The organism is Planomonospora sp. ID91781 (assembly GCF_015711595.1).
GTDB classification, from domain to species: Bacteria; Actinomycetota; Actinomycetes; order Streptosporangiales; family Streptosporangiaceae; genus Planomonospora; species Planomonospora parontospora.
In genome coordinates this window covers 1,067,720-1,085,663 of sequence record NZ_JABTEY010000002.1, presented here as the reverse complement: position 1 = coordinate 1,085,663, position 17,944 = coordinate 1,067,720, and the positions used below count along the sequence as shown (strand labels likewise).

The window sequence follows — 17,944 nt, the reverse complement described above, 5'->3', positions numbered from 1 at the left end:
CCGCAGGCACTGACCGGTTCCCGCCCGCCCTCTCAGAGCGGCGTGCAGGTCAGGTCGAGCAGCGGGCCGAACGGCACGCACGACGGCCCGTCCGCGTGCGCCTGGTCGATGCCGACCGTCCACTGGGCGTCGGTCAAGGACGTGTCGTAGGCGGGCTTACATGCGCAGACACACGTACCGGTGATCCTGGCGCAGCCGTAATCCGCAAGGATCACCACCCGATGGATACAGTCCGAATCCGGTCGATTACCCAACACTTTCTCAGGCCAGTGCCTGCACCGCCGCGCCGAACACGGCGGGCAGGCGCCGCGCCGCCGGGACGATCAGCCGGGCCGACGCCCGGTGCCGCCGGGCCGCCAGGAGGGCGCCGGTGAGCAGCCGGTGCCGCCGCGACAGCCGCAGCCAGGCGGACTCGTAGGCCTGCGGCGTTCCCGCGCGCAGGCAGCGCACCAGCGCCTGCGCCGACAGCAGCGCGAGCGACACGCCCTCGCCGGTCAGCGCGTCGGTGTAGCCGGCCGCGTCGCCGACCAGCAGCACCCGCCCGGCGACCCGGGCGCGGACCCGCTGGCGCAGCGGCCCGGCGCCGCGCACCGGCGTCGCGGCAGGGCAGTCCAGCCGCTCCAGCAGCGCGGGGAACTCGCTCAGCCGCTCGGCGTAGCCGCCGCGCCGGGAGGTCAGCACCGCCACGCCCACCAGCCCGTCGCCCACCGGGGTCACGTACGCCTCGCCGCCCGCCGCCCAGTGCACCTCGACGAAGTCCGACCAGGGCGCGGTCGCGTAGTGCCGCCGCAGGCCGTACCGGCGCGGTCCCGCACCGGGCAGCTCCAGCCCGAGCGCGGCCCGCAGCGGCGAGTGCAGGCCGTCGGCGGCGACCAGCCAGCGGGCCCGGAACCCGGCCGCCTCGACGCCGTCGTCGTGCTGGCGCAGCTGCGACACCCGCCCGGGGACGACCCGCACGCCCAGTTCGGCCGCGCGCCGTGAGAGCGCCGCGTGCAGCGCGGTGCGCCGCACTCCCAGCCCGGTCCCGCCGCGGAAGGCGGCCTGCGCCTGGTGGCGCCCGTCCAGGTAGCGGATCCCGCGCAGCGGCCGACCGGCCGGCTCGACGCCCATGGACCGCAGGACGGCGGCGCCGGTGGGCATCAGGCCCTCGCCGCACGCCTTGTCCACCGGTCCGGGCCGGGGCTCGACCACCACCGCCTCCATCCCGGCCCGCGCCGCGTGGATGGCGGTCGCCAGACCGGCCGGTCCGCCGCCCGCGACCAGTACGTCGATCATGCCGGCGCCCGTCCCGGCGCCGGGGCGAGCGCCGCCAGGGCGGCGTCCTCGCACCGGATCCGGACCGCCATCAGCACGGCGTTGCAGGCCGTGAAGACCGCGGCGGTGACCCACGCCCCGTGCACCAGGGGGAGCGCCGCCCCCTCCACCGCCACCGCGACGTAGTTGGGGTGGCGCAGGAACCGGTAGGGGCCGCCGGTGACCGCCGTCAGGCCCGGCACCACGACCACCTGGGTGTTCCACTGCGGCCCCAGGGTGGTGATGCACCACCAGCGCAGCGCCTGCGCGGCGAGCACCAGGGCCAGCATCGGCCAGCCGAGCGCCGGGACGAAGGGCCGGCCGGACAGGCCCGCCTCCGCCAGGCAGGCGGCCAGCAGGCCCGTGTGCAGGAGCACCATCCACGGGTAGTGGCCGCGCCCGGAGACCACTCCGCCGCGGGCCAGGCTCCACCGCAGGTTGCGGCGGGCGACGACCAGCTCCGCGAGCCGCTCGACGGCGACCAGCAGCACCAGCAGCAGGTACCACGACGACAGCTGCCACGACATCACGGCCACCCCCTACCAGCGCAGCAGGACGAGTTCGGAGCAGAAACCGGGGCCCATCGCGATGACCAGGCCCGGCGTGCCCGGCGGCGGCCGCAGCGCGATCGTGTCGCGCAGGACGTGCAGCACCGAGGAGGAGGATAGGTTCCCGACGTCGGCCAGGGAGCGCCGGGTGACGTCGAGCGCGCCGGGCGGGAGCCGGAGCGCCTCGGAGACCGCCTCCAGGACCTTGGGTCCTCCGGGATGGCACACCCACGCCGTGACGTCGCCGGCGGTCAGGCCGTGGTCGGCCAGGAAGCCGTGCACGTCGTCGGCCAGATGGGTCCTGACCACGTCGGGGACGCTCGCGTCGAGCACCACCCGGAAGCCGGTGTCGCCGACCTCCCAGCCCATCACCCGCTCGGAGCCGGGGTACAGGCGGCTGCGGGTGGCGACCACCTCGGGTCCCCGCGCCGGAGGTTCGTGCCCGTCGCCGCAGAGCACCACCGCCGCCGCGCCGTCGCCGAACAGCGCCGAGGCCACCAGGTTGGCGACCGAGGCGTCCCCGCGCTGCAGGGTCAGGGAGCACAGTTCGACCGAGAGCAGCACGGCCACGTGGTCGGGCCAGCCGCGCAGGTAGTCGTGGACGCGGGCGATCCCGGCCGCCCCGGCGACGCACCCGAGGCCGAAGACCGGCACCCGCTTGACGTCGGGGCGCAACCCCAGCCGGCCCGCCAGACGGGCCTCGATCGAGGGCGCGGCGACGCCCGTCACGGACGTGCACATGATCATGTCGACGTCCTCCGGAGCGAGCCCCGCCTCCTCCAGCGCGCCGCCCACCGCCTGGGTGCCCAGCTCGAGGGCGGTGTCGATGAAGACGTCGTTGGCCGCCCCGAAACCGTCGAGCTTGTCGTACCGGTCGAGCGGCAGGCTCAGGTGGCGGTGGCCGACCCCCGCGCTCGCGTGGAACCGGTTCAGGAGCAGGCGGTCGGTCCCCTCCGGCAGGCACAGCCGCGCGAACGCGTCCGTGATCTCGTCCTGGGAGTGGCGGTTCGGGGGCAGCACGCCATGGACGGCGGTGATACGGCTCAATCTGGACACTCCCGGCTCGCGGAGGGGGACTACCCGATCTCTGCCCGCGGGGGCGGGCGCCATGCTTCGCCGAGCCGATCACCGGCGTCTAGGATCGCGTCCGTGACGACGAGCGGGACACCGCGCAGTGAGAGCCGCCCCCGCCTTGCGGCGCTCCTGGCCGGGCTGGTGCGGGCCTGCCACCCCGGGCCGACCGTCGCGGTCACCGCGCTGACGACCGCGCTGGCCGCGGCGAGCGGGCGCGACGCGGCCGGCTGCGCCCTGGTGGCCGCGGCCGTGCTGGCCGGGCAGCTCTCGATCGGCTGGTGCAACGACGCGGTGGACGCCGGGAGAGACCGCGCCGCCGGGCGTACCGGCAAGCCGGTCGCCGACGGCGCCGTGGGCGCCCGGACGGTGTGGACCGCCGCGTTCACCGCGCTGGCGGCGTGCGTGCCGCTCTCCCTGGCCTCCGGTACGGCGGCCGGCGCCGTCCACCTCGCCGGCGTCGCCGCCGCCTGGGGGTACGACCTCGGGCTGAAGGCCACGGTGCTGTCCTGGGTCCCCTACGCCGTGGGGTTCGGCTCGCTGCCCGCCTTCGTCGCGCTCGGCCTGCCCGGGCGGCCGTGGCCCGCCTGGTGGGCGGTGCTCGCGGCGGCGCTGCTCGGCTGCGGGGCGCACCTGGCCAACGTGCTGCCGGACATCCCCGGCGACCTGGCCACCGGGGTCCGCGGCTGGCCGCAGCGGCTGGGTCCGGACCGGGTCCGCGCCCTGGTCCCGGTGCCGCTCCTGGCGGCCACCTGCCTGCTCGTCCTGGCCCCTCCGGAGCCGCCCGGGCCCGGAGGCTGGGCCGGTCTCGCCGGAGCCGCCGTGCTCGCGGGCGCCGGCCTGCTGCTGGGCCGCCGTTCGCCGCGCGCGCCGTTCGCCGCGGCCGTCGCCGTCGCGGCGGTCGACGTCCTGCTCCTGCTGTCCCAGGGCACCGCGATCACGTAGGTCACGCGGATCGCGGGAAGATTGCGCGTCGTTCCGGCCGTTCATCCGAGTGAGAGCCGTTAATTGGGTTGCGGCGGATGATCCGGTTCTGGCGTCATTGACCTTGTTCGCAATGGGGTTCGCAAGCGACTCGCCGGAGGGAGGCGACGTGGGGATGACGTACAGAGAGGTGCCCGGAGGCCGTGCGCCGATCCGCATGTGGGCCGACCCCGATGAGGTCGAGACGAACGTCATGCAGCAGCTGCGCAACGTGGCGAACCTGCCGTGGGTGCAGGGGGTCGCGGTGATGCCGGACGTGCACCACGGCAAGGGGGCCACCGTGGGTTCGGTCATCGCCATGCGGGACGCGGTCTCGCCGGCGGCGGTGGGCGTCGACATCGGGTGCGGGATGACCGCGGTGAAGACCTCCTACACGGCGAGCGGCCTGCCCGACAACCTGGCCTACCTGCGCTCGAAGCTGGAGCAGGCGGTGCCCGTGGGGTTCGGGCACCACAAGCGTCCGGTCGACCCGACGAAGCTGCACGGCCTCAAGACCGCCGACTGGGCGGACTTCTGGAAGGACTTCGACCGCCTCGCCCCGTCCGTGCGGGGCAAGCGGGAGCGCGCCGAGGTCCAGATGGGCACCCTCGGGGGAGGGAACCACTTCCTGGAGGTCTGCGCCGACGACGAGGGCGCGGTCTGGATCGTGCTGCACTCCGGGTCGCGCAACATCGGCAAGGAACTGGCCGAGCACCACATCGGCGAGGCGCGGAGCCTGCCGCACAACCAGGACCTGCCGGACCGGGACCTCGCGGTGTTCGTCGGGGGCACGCCGCAGATGGACGCCTATCGGCGGGACCTGTTCTGGGCGCAGGACTACGCGCGCCGCAACCGGGCGGTCATGATGGCCCTGGCCTGCGACGTGCTCCGGCGCCACCTTCCGAACATCACCTTCGAACAGCCGATCTCCTGCCACCACAACTACGTGGCGGAGGAGCGGTACGACGGCGTGGATGTGCTCGTCACCCGCAAGGGCGCGATCCGCGCGGGATCCGGCGAGTTCGGCATCATCCCCGGCTCGATGGCGACCGGCACCTACATCGTGAAGGGCCTGGGGAACGCCTCGGCGTTCAACTCGGCCTCGCACGGTGCCGGTCGCCGGATGAGCCGGAACAAGGCCAAGCGGACGTTCACGCTGGCGGACTTCAAGGCCCAGACCGAGGGCGTGGAGTGCCGCAAGGACACCGGGGTGATCGACGAGATCCCGGCCGCCTACAAGGACATCGAGTCGGTCATGGCCGCCCAGTCCGACCTGGTGGAGGTCGTCGCCCACCTGCGCCAGCTCATCTGCATCAAGGGTTGACCCGGTCCGGGAGCCCGCACCGCGCGACGGCGGGACCCTCGCCGGCCTGCGGTGCGGGCTCCCGAGGGGCCCCCTCACCTCGAGTGCGCGTGGGTGATGGCCGGTACCGGAGCGGCACCGTCACCGGAGCCGGGCATGCCGGAGAGCCGGTATGTCGTATGCGGCGGCGGACCGCGCAGCGTTCCGTACCGTCGCGCCGTGATCACCGTCACGTCGTGATCCGCGATACTGGCAGGTGTCGTCCCCCGGCGAAAGACCCTCATGACTTCGAGCACGTCCCCCACGCCCGTCCGCTCCCTGCGCCCGATCCGTCCGTTCGCGATGGTCGCCGTCGCGTTGATCGCCGCGGTCACCGTCGCGTCCGCCGTCGGCTCGGTCCTCCACCTCGGCGGCTGGTCGTGGCCGGATACCGACGGGTGGGTCGCTCTGAACTCGGCCGCCCGCCTCCTGCTCCTGTACACGGCCGTTCACCTCCTGGCGGGGATCGCCTTCGTGTGCTGGCTGTTCCGTGCCCGGTCCAACGCGTACGCGATCTCTCCCGGGGTGGCGCACTCGTACGCCGCGCCGTTCCTGGTGCTCGGATGGTTCGTCCCCATCGTCAACCTGTTCGTCCCGAAGGGGATCGTCGACGACGTCTGGGCCACCTCGCGGCCCGGTGGCCTCCGCCCGGGGACGAACCTCCTCCAGATGCGCCGTCCGGGCCTGGTCTGGGCATGGTGGCTGACCTGGATCGGGGCGGGGTGCGCCGACACGCTCGCCGCGGTTCTGACGGCCGTGGGCACGGAGATGGACGCGGAGGAAGAGGAGAGGGCGGCCGAGCTGGCGTCCGGGCTGGGAGCCGCGGCCGCGGTGGCGGGCGTCCTGCTCGCGCTCGCCGCGGGCCTGCTCGCCATCCGGATCGTCCTGGTGATCACCCGGCTCCAGGAGGCCGTCCGCGCCGCCGGTGGTCCCGCGCCCTCCCGGCACCGGACGTCGTACCTCGGGCTCGTCTCCCTCGTCGTGCGCGACCACGACGAGGCCGTCGGGTTCTACACCGGAGTCCTGGGGTTCGAGCTGCTGGAGGACACGGACCTGGAGGACGGGGGGCGCCGGGTGGTCGTCCGTCCTCCCGGCGCCGAGGAGGCGGCGCTGCTGCTCGAGCGCGCCGCCACCCCCGAGGAGGCCCGTGCCGGGGACCGGACCGGCGGCGGGCCCGGCCTGTTCCTGTACACCGACGACTTCCCCCGCGACTACGAGCGGATGAGGTCGGCGGGCGTCGTCTTCGAGGAGACCCCGAGGCGGGAGCCGTACGGTGCGGTAGCGGTCTTCCACGACCTGTACGGCAACCGCTGGGGCCTGCTCCAGCCCTCCTCGGCGGAGGGCGTCTGAACGGAGCCGCGCTCCGTTCCGCCCGCGCCGCCGCTCCTCCCGGCGGTCCGGTCCGAGAGGCGCTCCGGCCGGGCGAACGCGACGGCAGGGCTCTAACCCTTCCCCGGAACGGGACCGGAACGCCGCCCTTCGACGCAGAACCGGTTGCCCTCGGGGTCGGCGAGCACGACGTACGCCGGTTCCCCGGGCCGGGGAGCCTTCGGATAGTGGGGCCAGTCGACGCGCCGCGCACCGAGCGCCACCAGCCGGTCGACCTCCTCGTCGAGGTCGCGGTCCCCCGCCTTGAGATCGAGATGCGTCCGGGGGAACTCCTCGGCGGGGCTCTCGCTCACGTCCATGGCGATCGCGACTCCGGGCGTCCCCGGCGGAGGCTCCAGGACGATCCACTCGTCGCCCTCGTAACGCGGCGGCCGCCGTACGTATCCGAGGGCCCGGCGCCAGAATTCCGCCGCCCGCACGTCGTCCGTCACGCCCAGCGAGATCTGCCCGATCGTCGTCATCCGGCGAGGCTACCAAGATCCTGACCGGCCGGAGGGCCGCCGCCGGGCGGCCCGGCGGGGGAGCGCGCAGCACGGTGAAGCCCGCGCAGGGCGACGTTGCGGGGCGGTGCAGAGGAAACCCGAGAGCAGTGCTCTTTAAATCGCTGATCTGGTATGAGATCATCGCTCTCGAAATGGAGCATAGATTCTTCCTCTCTGGAGCCCTCCGTGAACCGTGCCCGGCTGACCGCCCTGTCCCTCGCCGTCGGCGGCGTCCTGTTCCTCCTCTATCAGGCCGTCAGGCCCTACGCCGACGAGACCGCCCTGGAGGGGGCGGCGGCGATGGCCTCTCCTGCCTGGGTCGCCGCCCACCTGTCCGCCGTCGCCGGGTTCGTCCTCGTCGCATCGGGTCTGCTCGGCCTGCACCTCGCGCCCGGCGTGCGCCTCGGCCTGCCTCCGGTCGTGACGTTCTGGATCGGCACCGGCCTGGTCCTGCCCTACTACGGCGCCGAGACGTTCGGGCTCCAGGTGATCGGTGCGCGTGCCGTACACGATCGGGACGCCACCCTGCTGGAGCTGGTCGATCAGTTCCGCTTCGCGCCCGTGCCCGCGGCGATGTTCCTGGCCGGTCTCGTGCTGCTCGCGGCGGGCGCCGTCGCGGTCGCGGTCCGCGTCCGGCGCTCCGGTGCCGGACGGCGGTGGAGCGGCGTCCCGCTGGCGGCCGGGTTCGTCCTGTTCGTTCCGCAGTTCTACGGCACCCCCGCGATGCGCGTCGCCCACGGCGCGCTGCTGGCCGCAGGCGGGCTCTGGCTGGCGTACGACCTGTGGCGGGCGGGCGACGGGACCGCACCCGCCCGCCGGGCAGGAGCATGACGACCTCGCTGCCGAGGATCTGTTCGTAGAACCCGGACGGGCCTTGCCGGGGCGCGGAAACCGGCTGGCGGCCCGCCGCGGGGATCTGGAAGGGTGCACGGCATGGCTGAGGCGAGGGACGTGCGCGACGTGGCGGCGCTGACGGCGGCGGTGGAGCGGGGCGAACAGGTCAGGTACCTGATGTTCTGGGGGCACCGGCCGCCGCGCTCCGGCGGGGTCGGGGCCGGGTGCCTGTCGCAGTGGTGGCCGGCGGACTTCACCGTGGACGGGGTGGTCTACCGCACCGCGGAGCACTTCATGATGGCGGGCAAGGCGCGGCTGTTCGGCGACGGGGAGACCGCGGCGGAGATCGTGGCGGCCGGGCACCCGAAGCAGGCCAAGGACTTGGGGCGCAGGGTGCGCGGCTTCGACGAGCGGGCATGGGAGGCGGCCCGCTTCGACCTGGTCGTCCGCGGCAACCTCGCCAAGTTCGACCAGCACCCGGAGCTGGCGGAGTTCCTGCTGGGGACGGGGGAACGGGTGCTGGTCGAGGCGAGCCCGCTGGACCGGGTCTGGGGGATCGGGCTCGCGGCCGACGACGAGCGGGCCGCGCGCCCCGGGTCGTGGCGGGGGCTGAACCTCCTCGGGTTCGCCCTGATGGAGGTACGGCAGGCGCTGCGGGAGCGGTGACGGCCGGTCGCCCCCGCGGGCGGCGACGGGCCCGGCGGGACGGACCGCCACCCGCGCGGGGCGGAGCCGGGGCGGGACGTCGAGACGCTCCACCGTCGGCTGACCGCCACCCGCGCGCGGGGCGGCGCCGGGACGTCCCCGGGAGGGGAATCATCCGTACGGCGCGGCTGTTGTCAGGCGATGGAGCCCGTTTTTGGGCGGAGGAGGGGGGCGGCCTTAGGCTGGCCCCCTGCTCGAATGACGACGGATGAGGGGTGACGCCCGTGTTGCGCGACTCGTTCGGCCGAGTGGCGACCGATCTTCGGGTGTCCCTGACGGACCGCTGCAACCTGCGCTGCTCGTATTGCATGCCGCCCGAGGGCCTGGACTGGCTTCCCAAGCCCGAGCTGCTGACCGCAGAGGAGATCGTCCGGCTGGTCGCCATCGGGGTGGAGCGGCTCGGCATCACCGAGGTCCGCTACACCGGCGGCGAGCCGCTGCTCCGCCGCGAGCTGGTCGACATCGTGGCCCGCACCACCGCGCTCGCCCCCCGGCCGCAGGTCTCGCTGACCACCAACGGCATCGGGCTGGCCCGGCTCGCCGGGCCGCTCGCCGCGGCCGGCCTCGACCGGGTCAACGTCTCCCTGGACACCCTGGACCGCGAGACGTTCGTCAAGCTCGCCCACCGCGACCGGCTGGCCGACGTGCTGGCGGGCCTGGCCGCGGCCGAGGCCGCCGGACTGCGCCCGGTGAAGATCAACGCGGTGCTGATGCGCGGCGTCAACGACCACGAGGCGGTCCCGCTCCTGCGCTACTGCCTCGACAAGGGCTACGAGCTCCGCTTCATCGAGCAGATGCCGCTGGACGCCCAGCACGGCTGGCGCCGGGAGAACATGATCACGGCCGACGAGATCCTCGCGACGCTGCAGGCCTCCTTCGACCTGACCGACGCCGACCCGGCGGAGCGGGGCAGCGCCCCCGCCGAGCTGTTCCTCGTCGACGGCGGGCCCGCGAGGGTGGGCGTGATCGGTTCGGTCACCCGCCCGTTCTGCGGCGCCTGCGACCGGGTACGGCTCACCGCCGACGGCCAGATCCGCAACTGCCTGTTCGCGACGGACGAGTCCGATCTGCGGGCGGCGATGCGCTCCGGGGCCTCCGACGACGAACTGGCCGAGCGCTGGCTGGCGGCGGTCCGGATCAAGAAGGCCGGGCACGGCATCGACGACCCCGCCTTCCTGCAGCCGTCCCGCCCGATGTCGGCCATCGGCGGTTAGCGCGACAACGACGGGTCGTGATCTGAGGCCGTGCGGTAGACGATCCGGTCATGCAGGCGGGGACGGCGGCCGGGTGGTCACCAGGCGGCGTACGGCTCACCCTCGCCCGGGGGCTCACCGCCCTCGATCCGCACCGTCCCGGTGGAGCCGTCGGTGAGGTCGACCCGGTAGCCCTGCCACCGGTACAGGTGGAGCAGTGGGCTTGGTCCGGTCTGACGGGCATCCGAGGTCAGGGGCTGGTCCCCGGCGGGATGTCCGCCGAACCGGATCGGGCCCACCGGCGCAGGATGCCCCACCCGCGGGGTCCGGAGACGACGCCGCCGAAGACGGTGTCGCCGAAGACGGTGTCGCCGGCCGACATGCGGCGGAGAAAGGTGTGTCGCCGGACCACACTGCCGGACGGAGCCCTCCTTGGCAGGATTCATGCATGGAACTCACTGTTCGTGGTCTGCGGCACAACCTCCTGGTCCGCGGACCCGTCGACGGCCCGCCCGTGCTGCTGATCCACGGCAACTGCTCCTCCGCGGCGTTCTGGGAGCCGCTGGTACGGCTGCTGCCCGAGCACTGGCGGATCGTCGCGCCCGACCTGCGCGGTTACGGAAGCACCGACGCCGCTCCGGTCGACGCCACTCGCGGGCTGCGTGACTTCGCCGACGACCTGGCCGCGCTGCTGGACGCGCAGGAGGTCTTCCCGGCCGGCACCCGTCCGGTCGTGGTGGCTCACTCCATGGGCGGCGGCGTGGCGATGCAGCTTCTGATCGACGCCCCCGAGCGGATCGCCGCACTGCTGCTGGAGGCGCCGCTGTCGCCGTACGGCTTCGGCCTGGGCGGGGCGGGCGCCGCCAACCCCGACTTCGTGGCCCGCCTGGAGGCCGGTGACCGCGGCGACGACTCGCCCGCCTGCCCCCGGACGATCCTGCGCACGTACTACGTGGCCGATCCGGCGAGCCTGGGCGCGGACGAGGAACTGCTGCTCGACACGGTCCTGTCCACCGCGACCGGCGAGGGCAACTACCCGGGCGACGCGGTCGCCTGCGACGACTGGCCGGGCATGGGAGCCGGCCGGCGCGGCGTGCTCAACGCCATGGCACCGCAGTGGTTCGACGTCGCCGACGACCTGGTCGCGGTTCCCGGCAAGCCGCATGTGACCTGGGTGCGGGGTGCCGCCGACCAGATCGTCTCGGACACGTCCCTGTTCGACCTGGCCTACCTCGGTAAGCTCGGCGCGGTTCCCGGCTGGCCGGGTGAGGAGCTCTGCCCGCCCCAGCCGATGGTCACCGAGACCAGGGCGGTCCTCGACCGCTACACCGAGGCCGGGGGATCCTACGAGGAGATCGTCTACGAAGGGGTGGGGCACAGCCCGCACATCGAGCGCACCGCCGACTTCGCCGCGATCGTGACCCGCGTCGTGGCGGATACGGCGGCGGGCAGCGTGACGGTGGGCAGCGTGATGGGCGCCGCGGCCGACGCGCCGGGCCGGTGAGCGGGCCGGCCTACCGCCGGGAGCGGATACCCGTCCGGGGCGGCGCGTTGCGGGCGGGGGTGTGGGGCGAGCGGGGGCCGCTGGTCGTCGCCGCCCACGGCATCACCTCCTCCCACCTGGCGTGGACGCTGCTCGGCCCGGACCTGGGGCGCGACCACCGCTTCGTCGCGGTGGACCTGCGCGGCCGGGGCGGCAGCCGGGACCTGCCGGAGCCGTACGGCATGGCCGCGCACGCCGACGACCTCGCCGCCGTGATCGAGCACCACGGCGGCGGGCCGGCCCTGCTGGCCGGGCACTCGATGGGCGGGTTCGTCGTGGCCGAGACCGCCCGCCGCCACCGGGACCTGGTGGACCGGCTCGTCCTGGTGGACGGGGGAGCGCCGCTCCCCCTGCCCGCGGGCGCGGGCACCGTACGGGAGGCGATCGAACGCACGGTGGGGCCGATCGTGGCGCGGCTGGAGCGGACGTTCGCGACCCGTCAGGAGGGCCGGGACCTGTGGCGCGCGCATCCGGCCTTCGCCGACTGGACCGGGGCGTGCGCCGCGTACGCCGACTACGACCTGGTGGACCTGGGCGACCGGTTCGAGGCCGCGTGCCGGATGGAGGCCGCGCTCGCCGACGCGCCCGAGGTGTACGCCCTGCCCGGCGCGGTCCCCGAGCCGCTGCCGGTGCCCGCCGTGTTCCTTCGGGCGGCCCGCGGCATGCTGGACGAGCCGGACCTGCCGCTGTACTCACCCGGCCGGGCCACCGAGTGGCTGCCCGGCGTCGCGGAGTCCACCGTGGAGGGCGTCAACCACTACACGATCACCCTGTCCCCCCGGGGCAGCGCGGCGGTCGCCACCGCCGCACGCGCTCTCGCGCACTGACCCGCGGGACTCCGTACGGCCGGCAGGGTCTCTTCAGCGGCACCGGTGACGAAGAAGACGTAGACGTCCCCGAACTCCTCGCCGTCGTCGAGCTCCTCGGCCCGGCCCTGCTCCTGCAGGTGCCCGAGCAGCGCCGTCTCGTCCCTGCAGCGCACGAGACGGACCGGCGGGCGCCCCCTGAAGCGGTGCCGACCGGAACGACGGCCGGCACCATCTCGCCTTCCCCGCCTCTCCGAAGCGAGTCGCCAGGGCTCGGTACGGCGCACCTGCCGTCCCGTGGCGGGGCTCACACCGTCCTGCGAACCCGGCCCGGCTCAGGGCGACACCGAGCCGGTGCGGCTCGGGTGGTTCGGGCGGTAGGGTTCACGCGTGCGTTGATCTTCCGGGCGGCGGCCACGTGCCGCCGCGGACGGTGCGGGCGGTCCCCGGCAGGCGGGACCGCCCCGACAGGCATATCCGTCACCATCCCCCGGGAGAACACGATGCCCGCTCCACAGTCCCTCACCTACCATGCGTTCGTCGAGCTCGCCGCCGCCGACCCCGCCGTCGTCGGCCTCATCCTCAAAGGCTCCCGCGCCCACGACGGCATGACCACCGAGCACTCCGACCACGACCTGTACGTCGTCCTCGCCGACGACGCGGCAACGGATCTCATCCGGTTCACCGGACACCGCACCCCGCAGCTCGACCTCGCCGTCATCACCTTGACCGAGTTCCGCACGGCCGGCATGCCCGGGTTCGAGCGCTACGCCCTCGCCCGCGCCAAGGTCGTGCTGGACCGGCTGGACGGAGGCATCGCCCGCATCCTGGCCGCCAAGGCACGGCTCGACACGGGCGAAGCCTTCCGGAGCTCCGCTGAATGGCTCGACGCCTACGCCAACTCCCTGTACCGCTCCGTCAAGAACGACCGGGACGGACATGCGCTCGCCGCTCGCCTCGACGCCGCCGACAGCGTCCGGTTCCTGCTGGAACTGCTCTTCGCGCTCGACCGCCGCCCCCGTCCCTACAACAAGTACCTGCAATGGGAGCTCGCCCGATACCCGCTGCCGGGCTGGGACACCGGCAGGCTGCTGGAGGTCGTGGACCGCATCTCGGCAACCGGCGACGTGCCCCTGCAGCGGCGCCTGTTCGCCCGTATCGAGACAGCCGCCCGGCGCGCCGGTCACGGCGCGGTGCTGGACGCCTGGGGCGAGGACCTCGACCTGATGCGTCCGCGCTAGCTGATCACGTGCAGGACAGGCCCGCATGGTGCGGCACTTCCTGCCACCCGCGTGCGAACCGCTGCGGGCCCGATCGTCGCCAGCGGTCATGCGCCCCGCCGGCGCCGGTGAGCGGAGGCCGGGTGCCGTCACTCCCGGCCGGGCTCCTGGAAGCGCTGACAGTCGCACCGCACTAAGATCACACTCCGTGTTTTCGGATGGCTTGTGGCGGATCATCAGGATCGGATCAGTAGGTCTGGTCCTTGCGGCGACGGCTGCGGGCCTGGTGCTCGGCGACGCCTGGCTCTGGATCGCCGTCGAATGGTCTCCGCCGACCTGGTTCCGCCCGCACGACGGGTTCGACACCCCGACGACCGTGGCGCTGCTCGTGGCCGCCCTGGTGAAGGCCGCGTTCCTGTGGCTGATCCTGCGCACCCCCGCGCCGGGACCGCTGGACCGCCGGGCCAGGGCGCTGCGTCGGCTGCTGTATCTGGCGGCGGCGTACACCCTCGTGCTGTGGTACCCGATCGCGATGCTCCCCGACGCGGTCGACGCGGTGATCTGGCTCGTGCTGTGGACCGCGATCGACGTCCTGTACCTGCTTGTCATCCGCTGGCGGTCCCGCGTGCTGCGCGCGGCGGCCGGAGCGGTGTTCGCGGTCGAACTGGCCGGGATGGCCAACGAACTGCTCGACGAACTCGACCTCCCCGAGCTCGGTCCGGGCGGCGTCGTCGGGCCGGTCCTGATGCTGGCCGGAGTGGCGGCGACCGTCCTCACGGTCGTCGGGCAGCGGCGCGACGGCCGGTGGAGCCGCGGCACGCAGATCGCCGGGTGGTCGTCGGTGGGCGTCTACGCGCTGGCGATCCCGCTCAACGTTCTTCTCTTCGGAAGGATCCCCGGCGGAGGTCTGGCGATATCGGTCGTGATGGACGCGGCAGGGCTCGTCAGCACCGTGTGGATCGCGGCTACCGCCCGCGAACTGCCTGTCGGTGGGCACCGGGCGGACCCTCCGCCCGCGCGGCGGCGCGTGATCCGCGTCGCGGTGGCGACCGCGGCCGTGCTGCCGGTCATCGCACTGATCCACCCGGAGCAGACCCCGCACCTCACCTACACCGGCTGGTCGATGGGCTGCTATGACCGGCCCGACTTCGGCGACCTGAAACCCGCCGAACGCGACGCCGCGTTCCTGTGCCGGGCGCGGGGCACGGACGGCGGAGTCCCGCCGATGTTCCCCGACAGCCTGTCGGACCAGCAGATCCTCGCGTACGGGCGGATGCTGTGCCGGGCGAAGGACCGCACCGAGCAGGAGGCGCTCCTGAAGCGGGCGGGGAGCGCGCGGTCCGGCTGGAGCGTGGACCCGTGGGACCTCGTCTACGTCTGTCCGGAGGTCGTCGGCGCGACCCACCCCGAGCTGCTGTGGTCGGCCGAGCAACGGGAGGCGGCGAACACCTCCTACATCACCGAGGCGAACGCGAGGTGCCGCGACCCGTGGCCCCGGACGAAGGGCGTCGCCCAGGCCACGGCCAACTACTTCCTGTTCGCCGACGGCGACCACGGCTATCTGGTCCACGACCCCCGGGACGAAGCGGGCGAGGAGGCGGCGGAGCGTGCGATCGACGAGCTCTACGACGACAACGCCCTAATCGGGACGGCCGGCAGCGCGGTGCTCGTCGGGCACATCGAGGACGTCGCCGATCTGTGCCTCACCGTGAAGGCCTTCCGCACCGCGCCGCCACCGCGGACGGCCGGGTGGGACCAGGTCACCGAGGTGCCGGTCGTCAGCCGCAGCGGCCTGCTCACCGTGCCGGAGATGGACGGCGGAGACGTGGGCGCGGGCGCCCCGATGCCGAACCTGGCGATCGCGGGCAAGGGCCGCTACCGGGTCCGGGTCTACGTGCGGGTCGGCGACGCGGGGGAGGAGCACTTGGTCGTCGTGTTCCCGGGCGAGTCGAGGAGAAGGCTCAAGCTGAAACGGTGAGCGGCGGCGGGGTGCAGCACGGTGGTGGTGCGCCACTCGTCGAACGGCCGCCCGTCCTCGAGAACCGGCAGCACCTCGCCGCAAGGCGCTCGGCCAGGAGCGGCTCCAGGAACGCCCGCACCCGGGGTGGGACCGGCAGACGGTCGGTGCGGAATGCGAAACGGCGAGGTCGTTGACGATCGGCAGGAGCCGAAGGCTCACCCGGTGAAGTCAGACCCGCCGCGCACACGCCGCACGAGATCCCTGGCGGCCTCCGGCCACTGGACATAGCCGAAGGAGAAACCCGCTTCGAGCAGGCGGCCGGGGACGACCCGGCGGCTTTTCAACAGGAGTTCGGTGTCGGAGCGCAGCGCGAACGCGCCGAGCTCGGCCATCCACTTCGTTGCCGGCAGGCCCACCGGAACACCCCACGCGGCGCGCAGCACGCGCATGAACATGCGCTGCGGCAGAGGAACGGGAGCGGCGAGGTTCACCGGCCCGGCGAGGTCGTCCCGGCCGATCAGGAACTCGACGGCGCGGACGAAATCGCGGTCGTGGATCCAGGACACGTATTGCGCACCGCCCGCGACCGGGCCGCCGAGGCCGAGCCGCGCCAGCCGCAGCAAGACGTCGAAGACGCCGCCGCGATCGGGGCTCATCACCATGGCGGAGCGCATGGCGACCTTGCGCGTGTGTGGGGTTTCGGCTCGCTCCTGCGCCTGCTCCCATGCTTTTGCGATCTCGACACTGTAGGCCCAGTAGCCCGGGACGCCGGGTTCGGTGCCGCCGAGCACGCCGGTCGCCTCGTCGTTGGGCGCGTCGAAGCGGTGAGAGTAGACGGTGGCGGTGCTCATCTGCAACCAGACCCGGGGAGGCCGCGCGGCGGCTGCGATCGCCTCACCCACGATCCGGGTGGAGTGCACCCGCGAATCCATCATGGCCTGCAGATTGGCCGGAGTGTAGCGACAGCTGACGCTGCGTCCGGCCAAGTTGATCACGATGTCGCTGCCGTCGATCTCCTCCGCCCACGGACCCAGGGTCTCGCCGTCCCAGCGGACTTCACGACCGCGTACCGGCCCTCTGGTCAGGACCACGACTTCATGGCCTGCGGCGGTCAGTGTGTGATTCAGGATCGTGCCTACCTGCCCGGCTCCCCCGGGTATCACTATCTTCATCGGGCTTCCCCCAGGCGTGTGGGAAGAGCCTAGCGCAGGGAGTTGAACGCATTCAAAAAGGGGTCGGTGCTGGAAGCGGGCGCGTCCGGCTTCGCGCCGGCCTCATCCATGATCGCCCGCCGGCTGACTCGGGAGCAGGCCTGGGCGGCGGGGCACTCGAGCCGCAGGCGGCCGCTGAGCCCACCTCGCACCCGGCCCCTCCGGCCGGCCGCGGACAGCGCGCAGTACCGTGTCCGGCAGCCTCCCCAGACCACGTGTCGCGGCCGGGCCGGAGTGCGGCCGGGTCCGTGACGCCAGATGAGAACGGTGATCGTCGTGAACCTTGATGTGATCATGTGGCCGGACTCGCCATGGCCGGCGATGCGGCAGGAATGGCTCAGAGCGGAGGAGTTCGGCCTCGGCCGGGGCTGGTTGTACGACCATCTGAATCTGAACGGCCGCCCGATATGGCATGAGGCCTATACCACGCTCGCCGCCGTCGCGGCGGCCACCTCGCGCATCGGTGTGGGCACCATGGTGACCGCCCCGAACTTCCGTCATCCCGTCACCTCCGCCAAGACCGCGCTGAGCCTCCACGCCCTCTGCGAGGGCCGGTTCGTGATGGGCGTCGGCGCCGGAGGGCCAGGAGGAGACTCCGACGCCTTGGGGGGCGGTCCGCTCAGCCGCGCCGACCGCACGGCGAGGTTCGCCGAATGGGTCCAGCTCGTCGACCTGCTGCTGACCCGGGCCGACACCGACTTCAGCGGCCGCTACTTCACCGCTCGCCAGGTCGCCCTCGGCGGCGGCGAGCCCCGCACGCCGCCACTGGCGATCGCCGCCACCGCCGAACGCGGCATGGAACTGGCCGCGCGCTTCGCCGACTTGTGGATCACCCAGGACGTCGGCCAGAACCCGGCCGTCTACGCCGGTACGCCCCACGCCGAGGTGCGGCGGCAGATCACCCTGCTGGACGAGATCTGCGCGGAGCAGGGACGCGACCCCGGCACGCTGCCCCGTCTGGCGGTGCTGGGATACGGCGGTGAGTGCCCACTGGACTCGATCGAGGCGTTCCGCGACTGCCTGGGTCGGTACGCGCAACTCGGCATCACGACGCTGGCGGTCCTGTGGCCCCGCGGGGACCGGTCCCGTGCCCGGCTGGCGGTGTTGGAACAGGCCGCCGCCGAGTGCCTCCGGTCGTGAACGGGCACTGAGCGCACGCCCTCACCCGGCCGAGGTGCTCCAGACGCGATCGGGAAAGCCGGTGGTCCCGGGCCGAAGACGACCGGATTCCCGATGGCGGCGATGTGCCGTCCCGCCCGGGATCGTCGCGGGCGCCCGTCCACGGCTCAGCGGATCCAGGCGGAGCGAGCCGTCCATCGGCTCATGTACCGGCCTCGGGTGCCGATGGACAGACGCAGCCTCACGGGCTGCCTAGCTCTCGCGG

The 17,944-nt window shown here is 73.4% G+C and carries 18 protein-coding genes; 11 read left to right on the top strand and 7 right to left on the bottom strand.

All coding sequences use genetic code 11. The features are described from left to right. Positions 1–261 precede the first annotated feature (261 nt). From HS048_RS24170 to HS048_RS24160, 3 genes are read right to left on the bottom strand one after another with little or no spacing between them, the layout of a single operon-like run. The gene (locus tag HS048_RS24170) at positions 262–1,275 is read right to left on the bottom strand and encodes an NAD(P)/FAD-dependent oxidoreductase (protein WP_068899279.1); all 1,014 of its coding nucleotides are present in this window, start codon (positions 1,273–1,275) and stop codon (positions 262–264) included. Continuing rightward, complete coding sequence (locus HS048_RS24165) at positions 1,272–1,820, bottom strand: isoprenylcysteine carboxyl methyltransferase family protein (protein WP_068899501.1); 549 nt, start codon at positions 1,818–1,820, stop codon at positions 1,272–1,274. Before HS048_RS24165 ends, HS048_RS24170 begins: the two co-directional genes overlap by 4 nt. A 12-nt stretch (positions 1,821–1,832) precedes the next feature. Then, positions 1,833–2,897 (bottom strand): 3-oxoacyl-[acyl-carrier-protein] synthase III C-terminal domain-containing protein, encoded by a 1,065-nt coding sequence (locus HS048_RS24160; protein ID WP_307832618.1) that lies wholly within the window; start codon positions 2,895–2,897, stop codon positions 1,833–1,835. A gap of 93 nt (positions 2,898–2,990) precedes the next feature. Between HS048_RS24160 and HS048_RS24155 the strand changes: the two genes are divergently transcribed. The 3 genes from HS048_RS24155 to HS048_RS24145 all read left to right on the top strand — a co-directional run bounded on the left by HS048_RS24155 (position 2,991) and on the right by HS048_RS24145 (position 6,567). Beyond that, entirely contained in the window at positions 2,991–3,857 is an 867-nt protein-coding gene (locus HS048_RS24155; protein WP_307832616.1) for a UbiA family prenyltransferase, read from the top strand. Between the two features lie 154 nt (positions 3,858–4,011). Next, a complete protein-coding gene (locus tag HS048_RS24150; RefSeq protein ID WP_196468760.1) occupies positions 4,012–5,199 on the top strand; it encodes an RtcB family protein in 1,188 nt (395 codons plus the stop codon). Between the two features lie 261 nt (positions 5,200–5,460). Next, positions 5,461–6,567 (top strand): DUF4328 domain-containing protein, encoded by a 1,107-nt coding sequence (locus HS048_RS24145; protein WP_196468759.1) that lies wholly within the window; start codon positions 5,461–5,463, stop codon positions 6,565–6,567. A 92-nt stretch (positions 6,568–6,659) separates the two neighbouring features. On the opposite strand, the gene HS048_RS24140 is transcribed toward HS048_RS24145, so the two are convergent. Further along, the gene (locus tag HS048_RS24140; protein ID WP_068899286.1) at positions 6,660–7,067 is read right to left on the bottom strand and encodes a VOC family protein; all 408 of its coding nucleotides are present in this window, start codon (positions 7,065–7,067) and stop codon (positions 6,660–6,662) included. 207 nt (positions 7,068–7,274) lie between these two features. Between HS048_RS24140 and HS048_RS24135 the strand changes: the two genes are divergently transcribed. The 3 genes from HS048_RS24135 (at position 7,275) to moaA (ending at position 9,841) form a co-directional block, all read left to right on the top strand. Next, positions 7,275–7,919, top strand: coding sequence for a hypothetical protein (locus HS048_RS24135; protein ID WP_068899292.1), 645 nt, complete (start codon positions 7,275–7,277; stop codon positions 7,917–7,919). Between the two features lie 102 nt (positions 7,920–8,021). Then, positions 8,022–8,588: an NADAR family protein gene (locus HS048_RS24130; RefSeq protein WP_196468758.1), complete on the top strand. Its 567-nt coding sequence runs from the start codon at positions 8,022–8,024 to the stop codon at positions 8,586–8,588. Between the two features lie 263 nt (positions 8,589–8,851). Further along, positions 8,852–9,841, top strand: coding sequence for a GTP 3',8-cyclase MoaA (moaA, locus tag HS048_RS24125; protein WP_084008603.1), 990 nt, complete (start codon positions 8,852–8,854; stop codon positions 9,839–9,841). Between the two features lie 77 nt (positions 9,842–9,918). Here moaA and HS048_RS24120 read toward each other — a convergent pair whose 3' ends face one another. Then, positions 9,919–10,119, bottom strand: coding sequence for a hypothetical protein (locus HS048_RS24120; RefSeq protein WP_196468757.1), 201 nt, complete (start codon positions 10,117–10,119; stop codon positions 9,919–9,921). Positions 10,120–10,268: 149 nt separating this feature from the next. Here HS048_RS24120 and HS048_RS24115 point away from each other — a divergent pair, with 149 nt between their 5' ends. Together HS048_RS24115 and HS048_RS24110 are read left to right on the top strand one after the other, a co-directional pair. After that, positions 10,269–11,324 (top strand): alpha/beta hydrolase, encoded by a 1,056-nt coding sequence (locus HS048_RS24115; RefSeq protein ID WP_196468756.1) that lies wholly within the window; start codon positions 10,269–10,271, stop codon positions 11,322–11,324. Continuing rightward, the gene (locus HS048_RS24110; RefSeq protein WP_196468755.1) at positions 11,321–12,190 is read left to right on the top strand and encodes an alpha/beta hydrolase; all 870 of its coding nucleotides are present in this window, start codon (positions 11,321–11,323) and stop codon (positions 12,188–12,190) included. Before HS048_RS24115 ends, HS048_RS24110 begins: the two co-directional genes overlap by 4 nt. Here the strand turns inward: HS048_RS24110 and HS048_RS24105 are convergent. Beyond that, positions 12,121–12,345: a hypothetical protein gene (locus tag HS048_RS24105; protein ID WP_196468754.1), complete on the bottom strand. Its 225-nt coding sequence runs from the start codon at positions 12,343–12,345 to the stop codon at positions 12,121–12,123. The genes HS048_RS24110 and HS048_RS24105 overlap by 70 nt on opposite strands. 327 nt (positions 12,346–12,672) lie before the next feature. Between HS048_RS24105 and HS048_RS24100 the strand changes: the two genes are divergently transcribed. Both HS048_RS24100 and HS048_RS24095 read left to right on the top strand, forming a co-directional pair. After that, positions 12,673–13,410 carry a hypothetical protein gene (locus tag HS048_RS24100; protein ID WP_196468753.1) on the top strand — a complete coding sequence of 246 codons (738 nt, stop codon included), beginning with the start codon at positions 12,673–12,675 and terminating at the stop codon, positions 13,408–13,410. Positions 13,411–13,597: 187 nt separating this feature from the next. Beyond that, positions 13,598–15,367 carry a hypothetical protein gene (locus HS048_RS24095; RefSeq protein WP_196468752.1) on the top strand — a complete coding sequence of 590 codons (1,770 nt, stop codon included), beginning with the start codon at positions 13,598–13,600 and terminating at the stop codon, positions 15,365–15,367. Positions 15,368–15,564: 197 nt separating this feature from the next. On the opposite strand, the gene HS048_RS24090 is transcribed toward HS048_RS24095, so the two are convergent. Continuing rightward, positions 15,565–16,521 carry a TIGR01777 family oxidoreductase gene (locus tag HS048_RS24090; RefSeq protein ID WP_196468751.1) on the bottom strand — a complete coding sequence of 319 codons (957 nt, stop codon included), beginning with the start codon at positions 16,519–16,521 and terminating at the stop codon, positions 15,565–15,567. A gap of 315 nt (positions 16,522–16,836) precedes the next feature. Between HS048_RS24090 and HS048_RS24085 the strand changes: the two genes are divergently transcribed. Next, positions 16,837–17,700 carry an LLM class flavin-dependent oxidoreductase gene (locus HS048_RS24085; protein WP_196468750.1) on the top strand — a complete coding sequence of 288 codons (864 nt, stop codon included), beginning with the start codon at positions 16,837–16,839 and terminating at the stop codon, positions 17,698–17,700. Positions 17,701–17,944 lie beyond the last annotated feature (244 nt).